The sequence below is a fragment of the Enterococcus sp. DIV1328a genome (genome assembly GCF_050536905.1).
Classification (GTDB): Bacteria; Bacillota; Bacilli; order Lactobacillales; family Enterococcaceae; genus Enterococcus; species Enterococcus faecalis.
In genome coordinates this window covers 2,468,603-2,483,817 of sequence record NZ_CP172912.1, presented here as the reverse complement: position 1 = coordinate 2,483,817, position 15,215 = coordinate 2,468,603, and the positions used below count along the sequence as shown (strand labels likewise).

General features: G+C 38.9%; 11 protein-coding genes. 5 read left to right on the top strand and 6 right to left on the bottom strand.

Translation table 11 applies throughout. From position 1 onward, the window contains the following. Positions 1-52 precede the first annotated feature (52 nt). The 3 genes from IGL93_RS11945 (at position 53) to IGL93_RS11935 (ending at position 4,529) form a co-directional block, all read left to right on the top strand. Complete coding sequence (locus IGL93_RS11945; protein ID WP_002355036.1) at positions 53-436, top strand: potassium channel family protein; 384 nt, start codon at positions 53-55, stop codon at positions 434-436. A gap of 128 nt (positions 437-564) precedes the next feature. Continuing rightward, positions 565-1,827: a serine/threonine transporter SstT gene (sstT, locus tag IGL93_RS11940; RefSeq protein WP_002355037.1), complete on the top strand. Its 1,263-nt coding sequence runs from the start codon at positions 565-567 to the stop codon at positions 1,825-1,827. A 149-nt stretch (positions 1,828-1,976) separates the two neighbouring features. After that, the gene (locus tag IGL93_RS11935) at positions 1,977-4,529 is read left to right on the top strand and encodes a cation-transporting P-type ATPase (RefSeq protein ID WP_010776153.1); all 2,553 of its coding nucleotides are present in this window, start codon (positions 1,977-1,979) and stop codon (positions 4,527-4,529) included. Between the two features lie 5 nt (positions 4,530-4,534). On the opposite strand, the gene IGL93_RS11930 is transcribed toward IGL93_RS11935, so the two are convergent. From IGL93_RS11930 to IGL93_RS11910, 5 genes are all read right to left on the bottom strand, one after another. Further along, complete coding sequence (locus IGL93_RS11930; protein WP_016616581.1) at positions 4,535-5,974, bottom strand: helix-turn-helix domain-containing protein; 1,440 nt, start codon at positions 5,972-5,974, stop codon at positions 4,535-4,537. 100 nt (positions 5,975-6,074) lie between these two features. After that, positions 6,075-7,256 (bottom strand): hypothetical protein, encoded by a 1,182-nt coding sequence (locus IGL93_RS11925; protein ID WP_010776151.1) that lies wholly within the window; start codon positions 7,254-7,256, stop codon positions 6,075-6,077. Between the two features lie 42 nt (positions 7,257-7,298). Further along, positions 7,299-8,723, bottom strand: a complete 1,425-nt coding sequence (locus tag IGL93_RS11920) for a DUF1116 domain-containing protein (RefSeq protein ID WP_010776150.1) — start codon at positions 8,721-8,723, stop codon at positions 7,299-7,301. Then, positions 8,710-10,269 carry an acyl-CoA synthetase FdrA gene (gene fdrA, locus IGL93_RS11915; RefSeq protein WP_010776149.1) on the bottom strand — a complete coding sequence of 520 codons (1,560 nt, stop codon included), beginning with the start codon at positions 10,267-10,269 and terminating at the stop codon, positions 8,710-8,712. Before fdrA ends, IGL93_RS11920 begins: the two co-directional genes overlap by 14 nt. Continuing rightward, entirely contained in the window at positions 10,247-11,113 is an 867-nt protein-coding gene (locus IGL93_RS11910; protein ID WP_010776148.1) for a DUF2877 domain-containing protein, read from the bottom strand. Before IGL93_RS11910 ends, fdrA begins: the two co-directional genes overlap by 23 nt. A 127-nt stretch (positions 11,114-11,240) precedes the next feature. On the opposite strand from IGL93_RS11910, the gene IGL93_RS11905 reads away from it, so the two are divergent. Next, a complete protein-coding gene (locus IGL93_RS11905; protein ID WP_025192716.1) occupies positions 11,241-12,899 on the top strand; it encodes a PucR family transcriptional regulator in 1,659 nt (552 codons plus the stop codon). Positions 12,900-13,100: 201 nt separating this feature from the next. Further along, on the top strand, positions 13,101-14,309 hold the full coding sequence (locus IGL93_RS11900) for a chloride channel protein (RefSeq protein WP_010776146.1): 1,209 nt from the start codon (positions 13,101-13,103) through the stop codon (positions 14,307-14,309). 46 nt (positions 14,310-14,355) lie between these two features. Here the strand turns inward: IGL93_RS11900 and IGL93_RS11895 are convergent, their stop codons facing one another. Further along, positions 14,356-15,108: a MerR family transcriptional regulator gene (locus IGL93_RS11895; protein WP_002372894.1), complete on the bottom strand. Its 753-nt coding sequence runs from the start codon at positions 15,106-15,108 to the stop codon at positions 14,356-14,358. Positions 15,109-15,215: the final 107 nt, after the last annotated feature.

Genomic DNA, 15,215 nt, shown 5'->3' with positions numbered 1-15,215 from the left:
CTAAAAAGTGCTAACGTTAAGAAGAGATTAACAATAGAAAGAGGTCATTTTTTTGCTATCTTTACTTATTTCTGTCAAAAAATTATTTTCATCTTTTTTAGGTATCTTAAAAAAAGAAGACACTCGTGCCTTGTTCTTTTTATTGGCAACCACGTTGTTGAGTGGGACCATTTTTTATTCAACAGTGGAAAAATTGTCGCCATTAGATTCGTTATATTTAAGTTTCATGACGTTAACCACGATTGGTTATGGAGATGTGCATCCAGTTACTGACTTGGGAAAAATTTTCACCATGGTTTATGCTACAGTAGGCTTGGGGATTATGGCTATGTTTATTTCGGTCGTAGCAAAATCCTACTTGTATTCTAAACAAAGTCATCACCACCATCACCATAAAAACAAAGAACATTCAGCGGAAAAGTCTTCAGAAAAATAGACGAAATTGATGAGTTGACCAAGTGTTTCTCGAAAAATGAAAGTTTTTTGAGAAACACTCTTTTTTTATCTTAATAATTATGGTAGTATGTCCCAAACTGTATTTTATTTTAAAGGAGCGTGAAGTGAATGGTCAAAGCGATTCGGAAATTATCGTTAATTCAAAAAATCATGATAGGGATTGTGATTGGAACCACCTTGGGTTTCTTGGTGCCTGAATGGACCTTCATCAGCGTTCTTGGTGAATTGTTTGTGGGCGCCTTAAAAGCAATTGCGCCGATTTTAGTTTTTGTCTTAATTATTGCGTCGCTAGCCCAACAAAAGGCTGGGGCGAAAACATATGTTGGATCAATTTTAGTTGTGTATCTGTTAGCGACATTTTTGGCAGCTGTTGTTGCCGTGACGGCAAGCTATCTGTTTCCCGTTAAGATTGTCTTGGAGGCGGCGCAGGAAGCGCAAGCAGCCCCAACGCAACTTAGTGATGTTTTAAGCAATGTGTTAACAAGCGTTGTCCAAAATCCGATTCAAGCGATGATTGAAGGCAATTATTTATCTGTTTTATTTTGGTCCTCATTAATCGGTATTGGGCTACGTCAAAGTTCGGTCGCTACCAAGGATGTGATTGCCAATCTTTCAACAGGGATTACCACGGTCGTTCAAATGATTATCGGCATTGCGCCAATTGGAATTCTAGGTTTGGTGTTTCATTCGGTGGCAACAACAGGCATTGCAGGGTTAGCCAAGTATGGTCAGTTACTATTATTGTTAATTGGTACGATGGCCGTGGTTGCTTTAGTCGTTTATCCAGCGATTGTTTTTTGGAATATTCGGCAAAATCCGTATCCGTTAGTCTTTTTTGTATTAAAGGAAAGTGCGATTCCCGCATTCTTTACACGCAGTTCTGCGGCCAATATTCCCATTAATATGGAATTGGCGAAAGCAATGGATTTAAATGAAGAATCTTATGCGGTCTCTATTCCGCTGGGCGCAACGATTAATATGGGCGGCGCAGCCATTACGATTACCATTATGACATTGGCGGCAGTCCACACATTAGGGATGTCCGTACCAATCTATTTAGCCTTATTGTTGAGTATCATCGCCGCTGTTTCTGCTTGTGGGGCTTCAGGAATTGCTGGTGGTTCCTTGTTGTTAATTCCGCTTGCATGTAGTTTGTTTGGCATTTCCAATGACATTGCCATGCAAGTCGTCGGCGTTGGCTTTATCGTCGGCGTAGTCCAAGATTCCATTGAAACAGCGTTGAACTCTTCTAGTGACTTGTTGTTTACCACCTCAGTTGAGTTAGCAGACCGACGTAAAAATGGTGAAATCATTGATGTCAAAGCGTTAATTGGCAAAAGTCAATTGGTGGTCGAACAAGAAAATATTTAAAAGAAAGGAACAACCCGCTAAAATGCGGGTTGTTCCTTTCTTTAATAATCTCGGCCCCATTTTTTTCAGGGGCCACTGAAATTATCGACCATTTTATGAAGAAAATCCTCTCTATAATAAAGGTATCAAGTAAATAGGAGGTACACGAAATGAAATGGTATCAACTTTCCTCAACAAAAGTAATCGAGCAGACTAAGACGAAGCAAACGGGTCTTTCTAGCGAAGAACGTCAGCAACGTTTACAAACGAATGGTCCAAATAAAATTGAAGAAAAACAACAACTGAAAACGTGGCAAAAGCTAGCCAAACATTTTACAGATTTACTAATGGTAGTCTTACTCGCTGCCGCAATTCTAAAATTTGCCACAGGCGAAGTGGTCGAAGGAAGTATCATTTTTCTAGTGGTGCTTGTCAATGGCTTTGTCGGTTATTGGCAAGAGCGTAAAGCAGAAGAATCATTAGACGGCCTGAAACAGATGATGGGCCAAGAGGCAGTCGTTCTAATTGATGGACAAAAAACAACCGTTTCTTCTGAAACATTGGTTCTGGGAGATGTAGTCACGTTACAAGCTGGCGATGTAGTTCCAGCAGATTTGCGCTTATTTGATGTTCATAATCTGATGATTGAAGAATCAATTTTGACAGGCGAATCAGAAGCCGTGGAGAAAATTACCGGTTCCTTGAATGAGGAATTGCCAACAGGCGATCAAAAGAATTTGGCTTTTTCAGGAACTCTTGTCCAAGCGGGCTCAGCCTTAGGCGTTGTAGTAGAAACAGGAGATTCCACTGAAGTTGGAAAAATTAATCACGCGTTGCAGTCAGTAGATCAAAAAACAACGCCGCTCGTACGGAAAATGCACCAATTAAACAAGCAAATTTTCCAAGGGATTATGGTCTTGATCGTGTTTCTGATTTTCTTTACCACTTTTCGTCATGGCATGGAATGGAGCCTCTTATTTTCTGCGATGATTGCATTAATTGTAGCAATGATTCCAGAAGGCTTACCTGCTGTGTTAACGATGATTTTATCGATGGGTGTTCATGAGATGGCTAGAGAAAATGCGATTATTAAAGGCATGCCTTCCGTTGAAACATTAGGTTCAATGACAGTTATCTGTTCAGACAAAACAGGAACGCTAACTAAAAATGAAATGACGGTAATGGATGTAGTGACTGAAGAAATGACCATTATCAAAGAGATTATGGCCAACTGTCAAGAATTGAAATTACAAGACCAACAAAAAATCGCCGACTTGCAGGGGAATCCTACCGAGTTAGCTTTACTACAATATGTTGATCAGGATCAACTGTCTTTACGCCCTGTAGAAAAGAAAATTCCGTTTAGTTCAAGTTATAAATACATGGCCACTCGCCATCCGCAAGCAGAAGGTTCAATTATTTATGTCAAAGGTGCGCCAGAAGTATTGTTACAACTTTCTACGTTATCTGATAATCAAAAAGGTGCTTGGCAAGCACAAGCTGCGCAATTAGCGCAAAAAGGACAACGGGTATTAGGTTTCGCTTATAAGACAGTTACGTCACAACAGGAACTGACACATGAAACATTGTCAGGATTGACGTTTGCTGGACTGGCAGGCATCATCGATCCGCCAAAAGAAAGTGCCATTCAAGCCGTCAAAGAATCTCAAGAAGCAGGTATTTCCGTCAAAATGATTACCGGAGACCATAAAGATACAGCGCAAGCCATTGGCGAGCAGGTTGGTTTAAAGCATACGAAAAAAGTCCTTGAAGGATTAGAAATTGATGCTATGTCAGATGAAGAATTAGCCCAGCACGTTCAAAAAGTCGATGTATTTGCACGAACGACGCCAGAACATAAATTACGAATTGTCACGGCTTTACAAAACAATGGTGAAATTGTCGGGATGACCGGCGATGGCGTGAACGATGCGCCAGCACTAAAGAAAGCCGATGTCGGAATTGCCATGGGAATTAAAGGAAGTGAAGTAACCAAACAAGCCGCAGATATGGTTTTGGCAGATGATAATTTCCATACGATTGCTAAAGCTGTGAAAGAAGGACGCCGCATTTTTGATAACTTGAAAAAGACGATTACCTTCTTCTTGCCAACCTCTTTAGCACAAGGTTTAATTGTTGTCTGGGCGCTTTTAATGAATCATCCTCTACCGTTGACACCTGTCCAGATATTATGGGTAAACATGGTAACTACGATTACTTTGTCTTATGCATTAGGTTTTGAAAAAGCGAGTGCTGATACCATGAAACGACCACCAAGAGATGTCAACGAAGGCATTTTAACAAAGTACAGTATTTTTAGAATCATCTATGTGTCGGTACTCATTATGGTACCAGGTTACCTCATGGCGTTACAATTTGAGGGCCAAGCCTTACAGCAAACGTTCCTCTTACAAAGTATCGTCTTAGCGCAAGCAGCGTATATGATCAACTGTCGTAAGTTGGTTGATCCGTCGTTAAGCACAGGATTTTTCCAAAATAAAGTGTTGTTTGCTTCATTAGGAATCCTCTTTTTACTACAAGCGCTAGTAGTTTACTGGCCAGTAGCGCAGCAATTAATTGGCACAACTTCTTTAAATGGCCTTCAATTAGCAATGATTTTCGTCCATGTTGTGAGTCTGTTTTTCCTTGTTGAAGGGGAAAAATATATAACCAAACGATTCATGACGAAAGAAAGCCAAAAAACTAGCGAATGTCCTCGCTAGTTCCTTTAAAAATAAGAATGAAGAGTGAGCTCTGCTAGTCGGCGGAGTTCATTTTTTGTTGGAATTAAAGAGAGATAAAAGACAGGAAGATCAAGATGATCCAAGGGAAAATTGGAAATAATTATGTCGGCTTCATTTAACGTCAACTGGCTTAGTTCCACATATTCAATAGCTTGTAATTTCACACGAGTACCTAAATAAGCAGCTAATTCTTGTTGCAAAAAAGCTTTCCAAGCAGGTTCCCCTTGAAAGAGGAAATAGGCAGTCATTGTTTGCGCCTGAATGGAATAACTGGCTTGTTTTTCTAACAAAGAAGCCAAACTAAGAAAATAAGTCGGTTCTTCAATCGTGGTGTAGCGAGATAAAATCTCCAAAAGTTCTTGGTTGCTCTTTGATAACGCAAGGTCCTCTGCGGCTTGTTCGGTCATTAATTCTTGATATTCCAATTGAAATTGCTCAGAAAGTGTTGGGGACTCGGTATATTTAATGAATAACAATAACAGATTATCCAATAAATTTGTTTGGATTAAATCAGGCCGGGCTTCTTCAGTGGACAAATTAGTGACAAACTGCTGTAACGATTTTCGCAGCTGACTGTAATGAGTGTGGAGCGCAGAAGCCAACGTTTCGCCATAGACATTATCGTAATTCCAGCTTTCTAAGAAACAAAAGAAGGCGAAAAAACTTTCTTCTCCTTGCAAATAGATGCCTTCAGAAGCATAAAGTTTTGCCAAGGACGGTTGATAAAGTTGAAACAAGACATCTTTTGAATCAAAAGAAAATTGACTCACTCGGCAATTGGCTTTGTTGCGAATCGTGTTAATAAAAAACCAACAAGCGCCAAAAATTTCTTCCGTTTCCACCGTCAACTCACTACTGTAAACTTGTTTCAAAAATTGAAAATAATGCTCCTCATGAATAGAATAATCGTCAAAAAAATAATTATTATGAGTAAAAGGCACCAATAAACGGTGATAAAAAATCCGAATATTGCTTTCTGCCCCGATTAGCTGAATGGTCGTCGTGGTTAGCTGAATCGTTAAATGAAAATCACGTAAGGCCAGATTCATTTTTTTGATATGTCGCTTCAAAGTTTCATAAGAAACACCACTAGTGCTCAAAAAAGAAGTTGTCACTAACTCTTTCGTAAATAGTAGCTCTTTTAATAGTTGAATACTAATGGATTGAGGTAAAAATAATGACCAAAGCTCATTGGTTTGCGCATTCCCCTGATTACGTAACCGAATACCACTGCTATCGGTTTCAATGGACCAGTCGGCTGGTAATTGACTGCGAATATATTGTAAATCCGAAAAAACGGTTCGCTCTGTCGTCTGGATTTGCGTGGCTAAACGCTTGGCTGTCAGCTGAGGAACATTTAACAACTGTTCCAACAAACGAATTTGCCGAAGCAAATCTTTTTCCGTTATCACACGTTTTAACATGGAGTACATGGCAAAACCTCCTTTTGCTTAAGAATACGGATAAAAAGGGGATTGGTCAATTAAAAAAAGAAGCGAATCGTCATTCGCTTCTTTTTATTCACTATACAAAAATATCAAATGTATGCAAAACGGCTGACAATAAAATGGTTACAACAGCCATTCCTGATACAAAGCCGACAGCACCAGGAACAAACGGAGGTAATCGTTTAGCAATATAGCTACCGACAGGGGCCGCACTGATTCCTGCTAAAACGGCGATGGTCAGGGAAAGCCAAAAGCCACCACCCATCATTAAAATCACACCAGGAACAATACTGACCAGTGGCATAAATGTTGGATACCAACCTTCTTCAGCGAAATGTTTTCGATAAAGAAAAACACCCACAGCCGAAGCAATCATTTGTCCCATTAAAATGTCAGGAACCAAGCCAGAACCATTTGTAATATGATTAATATTGACAAACCAATCTGTTAAAACGCCTAGAATTACCAAACCTCCAACTAACTCATTTCCATAAAACCAAGCTTCGGAGAAGTCAGCAAAAGTGCGTCGTATTGACCATTGAAAGGTTTGCGTATTTTCAATTTTAGGTTGTTTTTGCCGCTTCTGAGCGATTGGTGCAACAGAAGGAACCATCCAAGGAAGTTGATGACAGATGGCTGAAACAATCCAGCCAACAAAAGCCATTGTGGTAACGTTGGAAACTGTCCCAGGTACATTTAAAAGGGGCATCAATTGCGCATTCAGCCAATTGGCAAACGGAAAGGTGAAAAGCGCACTCAACAGAGAAATCGTTCCTAATTTTTTCCAGCCAGGACCATAAACGAGCGTTAAAGCTGGCGGCGTGCCGACCACCACAATAAATGTTGGTAACCACAACACTTCTTTTGTAAAAAAGCGTGTAAAATCAAAAACATAAATAGTTAAAAAGAGGGAAAGTAGCTGAGAAGCAAGTACCCAAGGCCAAGCACCAGAGCCACCAGCAATTGCAAATCCCTGCCATTTTGAATTTTTTCGATAAAGTTGCCAAGCAATCAGACCGCCGATTAGTAAGAAAAGCGTTGTAAAAAGTCCACCGTAAAATTCCCCTTCCGTGAAGTTCATAACAAAATAGATAAATTTGTAAAATCCCTGCTGATTCACTTTGGTAACTACGTCATTGTAAGGGAAAAAGTTAGACACATGCCGAAAGCCATTCATGATCCAATACAGGAACATTCCCAAAAAAAATTTTACAACAAGAGCTAAAACGGCTTCGTAATTGATCGATTTATTTTTCATATGATCGCTCCAAAAAAATGACATTTTACTAAGTTTTTGAAATTAGTTTATTGTAACTACTAAAGCCTTTAGTGCCTCGTTAAAGACATTCGCTGGCGGATTAGTCAATCCAGCGCCAATCATACCAATCCCCGGTTCTTTATGAGCAATAGCAGTATTAATGACAGGCAGCATCCCTGTTTCTAAGACTTTTAAGACATCGATGCCTGAAGGAATCCCCATAAAATCTAAAACAGGAATCGTGACATTGGGATTTTCTTTCGTAGTAATTTCCAGCATTTCTTTTGAATAATTCAATGCTTCTGCCACTGTTCCGCCAACTAATGGGACAATTGCTGGTGCAGCTGCCATGGCAAATCCGCCAACACCATACGTTTCTGTAATAGCACTATCGCCCATATCCAAACCAGCATCTTCTTGTGTGTAACCAGCAAACATCGGACCAATCACCCGTTGGGCAGGCCCCGTAAACCAGTGATTTCCACCAATCCCACTGACACGAATTCCAAATTCGACCCCATTGCGACACATGGTGGTGACAATTGTACTATTCTCCACATTATGCCCAGCATCTAACGCACATTTAGCGGCGCCCATCCAAGTTGGACCAGAAAAATAGTCAGAACTGCCAAGAAATTCAAATACTTCTTTTAATTGTTCACGAGAAAAATCAGTTTGAACCATGTAAGGTGTTAATGCTTGGACTAACAACGTACTTCCAGCTACATTGCGATTATGACACTCATCGCCCATATGCAAGGCTTGCGAAAGCATTAAGCGTAAATCAATGCCTTCTGGACAAAAAGTCATGGCATCATGAAGTAATGGACCTAAAACATCGCGCATCCAAATCAGGCGATCCACGACGGATTGATCATTTGCACCAAATCGTAAAACTTTCGCCAATTGTTCACTTAAATTAGTAAAAGCTGTGTTGCCGTACGTTTCATTTTTGATAATATGAACGTACATATTCGGAGAAGTCACGCCAGCCATGGAACCAACGGCATCATGTTCATGACAAGGAGAAAACGTAATCGCGCCAGAACGAGCAACCCGATCGGCATCAGCTAGATCTTTTGCTAATCCTTCAAAAACAAGCGCTCCTTGAACGGCACCTTTCATCGGTCCGCACATATTTTCATAAGTAATGGGTGGCCCAGCATGTAAAATGGTCGTTTCAGTCATATTGGGCATGATATTAATTGCTTTATCAAATCCTACTAAAATAGGTTTTGATTGAATAATGCGGGTAACCGCTTCTTCGTTGGCTTGTTGGATTTTTTCATAAAGCGTTGGATTTTTTAATTGATCCAATAATTTCAATAGCTCTGGGTCACCATTGGCTGGCGGTGCCCAATTTACTTGATGTGAAGGAATCCCTTGTTTTTTCATATCTTCATGAATAAAGTCAATGCCTACATTGATCGTATCTAAAGGCTGTTTAAAAAGATCATTTCTGCTCATGTTCGTTCGCTCCTTTTACAAAAGTTTTGGTGGCTTCGCAAAGTTGATGACTGCTGTCGACAACGAGAACCTCTAAATCTTCTAAAATTTTCCGCTGTTCATGAATATCTTGTGGATCTTCTTCGGTCCCTAAAACATAGCCAATAATGGTTAACTCACGACCATCTGCTTTTGCTATTGCTTTGGCTTCCTTTAACGCCTCCGCTAACACACCAACGGGATTTTCGTGAGAACCATAACCTAATTCAAAATCTAACGCTAAAACCGCCACTTCAGGATCTTTGGCTTCTTGAAGAATGCGAGTAATCCGAGAAGTCGGATCGATCATTGGATGTGGGCGGCCTTCTGTGAAACGATCATCACCGAAATCAATCAATGTATGTGCTTGGCTGTGGTCAGGATTTGCTAATTGTCGTTCAGGAATTTTATGAATATTACTATAAACATCATCAGAGACTTCTGTTAAAGCATATAAAAGTTCATCACAAAGAGTGCCACCACAGAACAACCCACGAACAAATTTTTGAGAAGGGGCTTGTTGCTGTTGGATGGCTGTTAACGTTGCGCCTGTCGGATTTTGATAGAGGCTGGTTTCCGCTTCCTGTGTTTGACTAAATTGAATCACTTTTTGAACTGCATCCAGAGAAGAAGTAGCAAAAGTGACGTTGTCTATTTTTCGTTCCGTTTGTTCACTGCCGATAAAATAAATAACAACTGGTTTAGTTGAAACAGCTAATTTTTTTAAAATTTTCTCTGTTACTTCTGGAGCAGGCGGTTTAGAAATAAGCAAAATTGCCTTAGTTTGTTCGTCAACCATTAAAGCATCCAGACCGTCAAGCATCATCAGCCCACCAATTTCAGCAGACAAATCACGGCCGCCAGTACCAATTAATTGTGAAATCCCATAACCATATTTATGGATTTGGACACTAACTTCTTGGCTGCCTGTACCAGAAGCGCCGACAATTCCAATATCTCCTGAACGTACCTCGTTAGCAAAACATAACCCGACGCCATTAATAATCGCTGTTCCACAATCAGGGCCCATCACAAACAGTTCTTTTTCGTGTGCTTTTTGTTTTAACGCTAATTCCTCGTCAACCGTCACGTTATCACTAAAGAGCATGACGTGTTTTTGCTGATCTAAAGCTTTATGCGCTTCTCGTGCAGCAAATTTTCCATTGACAGAAATTACAACTAAGTTGGCATCAGGCTCTTCATAAAGGGCTGAATCTAACGTCTTATAGGTTACTTCAGAAGAAGCGGTTTTCTTTTTCTTCGTAAATAACTCGTCGACTTGCTGTAAAATTTCTTCTGAGTTCGCTTGGTCATCAAGATCTAAAACAATTAATAAATCGCCCGTTGTAACATGATCCAAGGCGGGTGTATATAAACCAACATTCCGAATCACTTCAAGATTCATGTCGGTTCCCATCCCAATCATTGCGGTTTTAACTCCAGCCAGTTCATTGGCTCGTGTTGAAATGGTCATTAAAGTAACTGAATCAAAATAGGCGTTCTCTTTAATTACTGTTTGAATTGTCATGATTATTCTCCTCACAAAATAGTTTTAAACCAAAAATAATGCCGCAAAGCATGTCGCTTCCTGAAGTTGAGCCCACCTCCTCTAAAGCTGAAACCGCTTGAGCCATTTCGTTTGTATTTCCACTTTCAATTGATAAAAAAACACGCTGAACTAGCTGAGAAAACCGTTCGTTCACTGCTTCATGGATTTCCGCATAACTGACCGCATTCGTTCGTTCCTTGGCTAGCACAGCCAGCTGTTGGAAATTCGAGGGAAGCTGCTGTAAAGCAGAAAAACTAGCAAGTAATCCTGTGATAAAATCATCGCCAGTGGGGGTTAAACCAATCCCCAATCCCAAAATCTTCGTTAAACAATCAAGAGCTATTTTAAAAGATTTTTGCTCCCAAGCCTGTTGAAAATGAATCATTTCTTTTTGAATCTGGGTCCGACTATAAGAATCAAAAAGAAAGGTTGACGACGAAGCAGGAAAAAGCGCTTGCCAAGGATTGAAACGAGTTTGCTGAATATACGTTAAAAAAATAGCTATTCTTGTTTTACTGGGTGTTAAATAAAGTGGCGTTGGTTGCCAAATTTGGGCGTCGGCTAGGGTTAATTGTCGTCGGCCTAACCGGATAAACAGGGGCTCAATTTGGACAGGTAAATCAGCGAAATGGCTAAGTTTTTTTTCATCGAGTATAATCGTGTTAGGTGCTATATGTTCGGGATGCGTTGAAATGGTCAAGAGAATTTCTTGGGTGTCTACATGACCATAATTAATAGCGTGCGTAAAACATTGCAAACTAGTCAATGTTTGATGAGGGAGTTTCGATAAAATCGTTTGGTCATAAGCTAAAATTTTTGTCATTCCAACGACCTCCTTTTTAATAGCGCTTTCACAACTTCATAATAAAAGAATCCAGCACGCTAAACAATTGCTAAAAATGACATTGATTTACAAGTTTGAATGGACAATTTGTACATTGGGAGGATAAATGATGTTAAAAGTGAGTGATTTATTAACGTTAGAAGAATTACCTGGCATTACCTTAGTGGCAGGACATAAAAATCAGGACCAACCGATTTTAAAAGTCAATATTTTAGAAAATCCTGATATTTTAGATTGGCTAACAGCAGGTGAGCTGCTGTTAACGACAGGGTACATATTTAAAGATGATCGGAAATTACAGAAAAATTTTTTGAAAGAACTAGCCAAACACCATTGTGCTGCCTTAGGATTTAAAACCCAACGTTATTTTGAAGAAGTTCCACCAGACCTAATCAAACTAGCAAATGAAATGAATGTACCTATTTTAGCAATTCCTTACAACTACACCTTTTCGCAAATTGCTGACGTGTTGAAAAGTCGTGTCACGTTAGAACAATTTGACATGAATGCGCAAGAAACCGCATTGCATAATAAAATTTATCAAATCTTAGAAACGGGAAGTAGCAGTTTTCATTTGCTGCAGGATCTAGCAGAAACCATTCAAAATCCTGTCTTGTTATTGAATGACCATTTTGAAGGAGTTAATTTTTTTGACTTGCCTAAAAATCCAATTCGTATTTCTAGCATTTTAGAAGATAGACAAGAAACCTCAGAGTTCCAAAAACAATTATTGGAACAAAGTCATCCATCATTACGCTTTTATCAAGAACCGATTCATTTACAGTTGAAACTCCAGAACCAAGTGGTGCCAATTGAAATTTATCCAATTAAAAAGAAAAATGTTATTTTATATTATTTACTCGTCTGGAACACCTTGGCCCCATTACGACCAGTCGACGTGGCTCATTTTAAAATCACAGCTCATTACTTACTTTTACAATTGCAATTGGAATACTCACGGAAATTTGAAGAATACCAACAACGAAACGAATTATTTTTTAAGCTGATTGCGCATGAAAAGAGGGATCAAGCTGTTTTCCAACAATTTCAACAGTATTATCGCTTGACAATAGATAAGCCCTATGCGATTTTGCTAATTTCATTAACCTTAAATGAACGCCAAAGGCAAGAAAGAATGTCTATTTTAGGCAACCAGCTAAACCAAGTTATCTTAGGGGACAAACAAAAAATTGTTTGTATTGAAATTGACAGTTCCTTTGTCTTATTAGTTGAAGATCCACCTGAAAAAGAAGGCGATTATCTGAAAATGATGCAACGCCTAGCACAAAGTAGTATAAATCAGTTAATGAAAGTACAAGAAGATGTGGAACTTTTCCTAACAATAGGACCTAAGATTCAAGGTCTGACCCAGATTCATGAATCGTATCAACAAGCGATTGACGTTTTAGCCTTTCAACGTCAATTCATTGCGGAAAAACCTGAAATGAGGATTGCTTCCTACGCGAATTTTCATTTTAGACAGACACTACAACGTTATTTTTTAGAAGAAGGACAAGCAACCCTCAGAAACAAATATCTTCAACCATTGCAGAAAAGTGATCAACAGCAACATACCGACTTTGTCCATACACTGAATGTCTATTTTCAATCAAAACGAAACTTGTCTCAAACAGCCAAAAAGCTCTTTATTCATCGTAATACTTTGTTACAACGATTGGAGAAAATTGAACAGCTAGTGCTGTTGGATTTTGATAAGGAAGTGGACTTGTTGGCGCTGGAAGTGGCGTTGTTTGTGGGAACTTAAGAAGCAATATAAGTGGTGGTTTTTAATTTAATAGAATATATAAAAGAAACAATTATACAAGAAGGATAATTTAATTAATAAAAAATGGAATCTTTTCATAACCTCAATTTTTTCAAAAAAATAAATCCTTCCCAAAATCTTCAAACACAAACCACTAACTATCTGCTACTATAAAAGAAACAACTATCATTTGGAGGAAGTATGCGTAACAGAAAAATGTGGACAATTATCGTCAGTGGGTTATTTTTAAGTAGTATCATCGCGGGAATTTCAGGAGCGTTTTTAATCATTGAAGGAGAGCTAACGACTCTGCTCTGGGAGGTATTGCCAGCGCAAATGAAGTGGCCAATCCTCTATTATTTTGTCTTGTGTGTGCTAGGAGCGTTGGTATTGAGTTATCTGAAGAAACGCTTCGGGCAAGTACCACAAACGGCGCATGAGGCGCTGACAGAATTGAAGGCGAAACAATCGGTCGATTATTCAGGAGTGTTTAGAAATTTATTGGCCGCCTTGGTAATTTTAATTTTCGGGGCTGGTGTCGGTCCTGAAGCCGCATTGTTGGGAGCAATTATTTCGTTGTCAGTCTGGCAATCTGATAAGTTAAGGTACCTTTATTTTCATTATGACGAGCAAGAACAGCAAGTATTTTGGACAAAAATTCAGCGCTTGCTGCATCCGCAACAGTTTGTTCAGCGCTACGATACGATGCTCGCTCCTGCGGATAAAAAGAAACTGAAACAAGTGATGAACGGGTTATTTATTGTGAACGGGTTGGTGGTGTTTACCTTTTTAATGAAATTGGTGGGACACCCATCGTTTATTACGAAGTTAGGAACTGGAAAAATTGAAATGGCTTCGTTATGGCTGATTTTACCCGCTTTATTAACTGCTTTTGTGATTGGTAACGCCTATCAATGGTTGCAAGCTGCTCTGGCTAAACTATGCCAACCTTTTGAAGAAAAGCAAAGCATACTGGTAAGCTTTGGTGCAGCTTGTATTTTTCTCTTTGTTATTTTAATGCCAAGATTACTATTTTCAGGACAATCTTTTATGCATTTAGTTCCTAGTTTTGGTAGTCAACAAGCCTGGTATATCTTGGTAATCGCTGCGATAATGAAACTAGTATTTTTACAAGTTTGTTTACAGACAGGTTGGATAGGTGGCGATATTTTTCCCGTCGTTTTTTCAGCTATTTTAATCGGGTTTGCGGTCGCGCAATTTTTCCCAACAATTGACTCGCTTTTTGTTGTCGCAATTTTTGCTACGAGTTTAACAACCCAGATTTTAGGGACGATTCTTGTACCAGGCATTTTTGTGGGGCTCTTTTTCCCAATCACGCTTTGGCCAGTTGTAGTCCTTGTGTTATTTTTACAATGGCTATTGAAAAATAAAATTATTAAGAGTAACTAGAAAAACGTCAAATCGACTTAGGGGATTAAGCCGATTTGACGTTTTTCTAATTAGAACACTCAAACCATAGTTGATAGTAATCTTGATGTTTTTTTGAAAGCAGATAGCGGCCCAATAGTTGATGGACTTGATAGCCTTGTTCTTTTAAGTAAATTAGATTTTTCTGAATTTGTTGTGGCTGCAACTGATTGCTACTTTCTTCTATACGAATCAGTTGACTATAGTAGCTTTTAGAAGCATCGAATTCCCAGTGTAAGACTAAAGGGAAAGCGGCGCTGTCTTTATTAGTCGTTGAAAAATGTTCAATAGTTTGTTCATCTGGTGATAAAACAAAGCCTAAAATACTTGGATCATTTAAGTAAAGCAAAAGATTTTCTGCTTTAGCAGGGTGGAAATAGTAAAGAGTTTTAAACGGCGGTATTTCTTCTTTCAAGACTTCCTCTTGTAGTTGGCTGACTTCTTCATATTTTTGTTGATAAGTGATTAAGTTTCTGTGAATTTGTTTTAACTGTGTAATGCGTTCTTCTAAATCTTGACGTGCATTTTCTAGTAATTTCTGGGTATCTGATAATGGGTTGGTATATAAGTTTTTAATTTCTTTAATGGAAAAATTTAAGTCGCGATAAAACTTGATTTCACAGATAGCAATCAGCTGTTCTGTTGTGTATTGTCGATAATCATTTGTATCGCCTCGAACAGAATGAATCAACCGTTCTTTTTCCCAATAGCGCAATGTGGACTTAGGAATTTTCAACAAGGAAGCAATCGTTTCTAGCGAGTAAAGATGGTCTTGGTTCATCAGCATTCACCTCAATTTTAGTATAACACAAAATTAGTTTATAAAACCGCTTTACCTTGAAGTAACTTTAAGGTGTATACTCAACGTAAATTAGAAAGAGGAGAGAA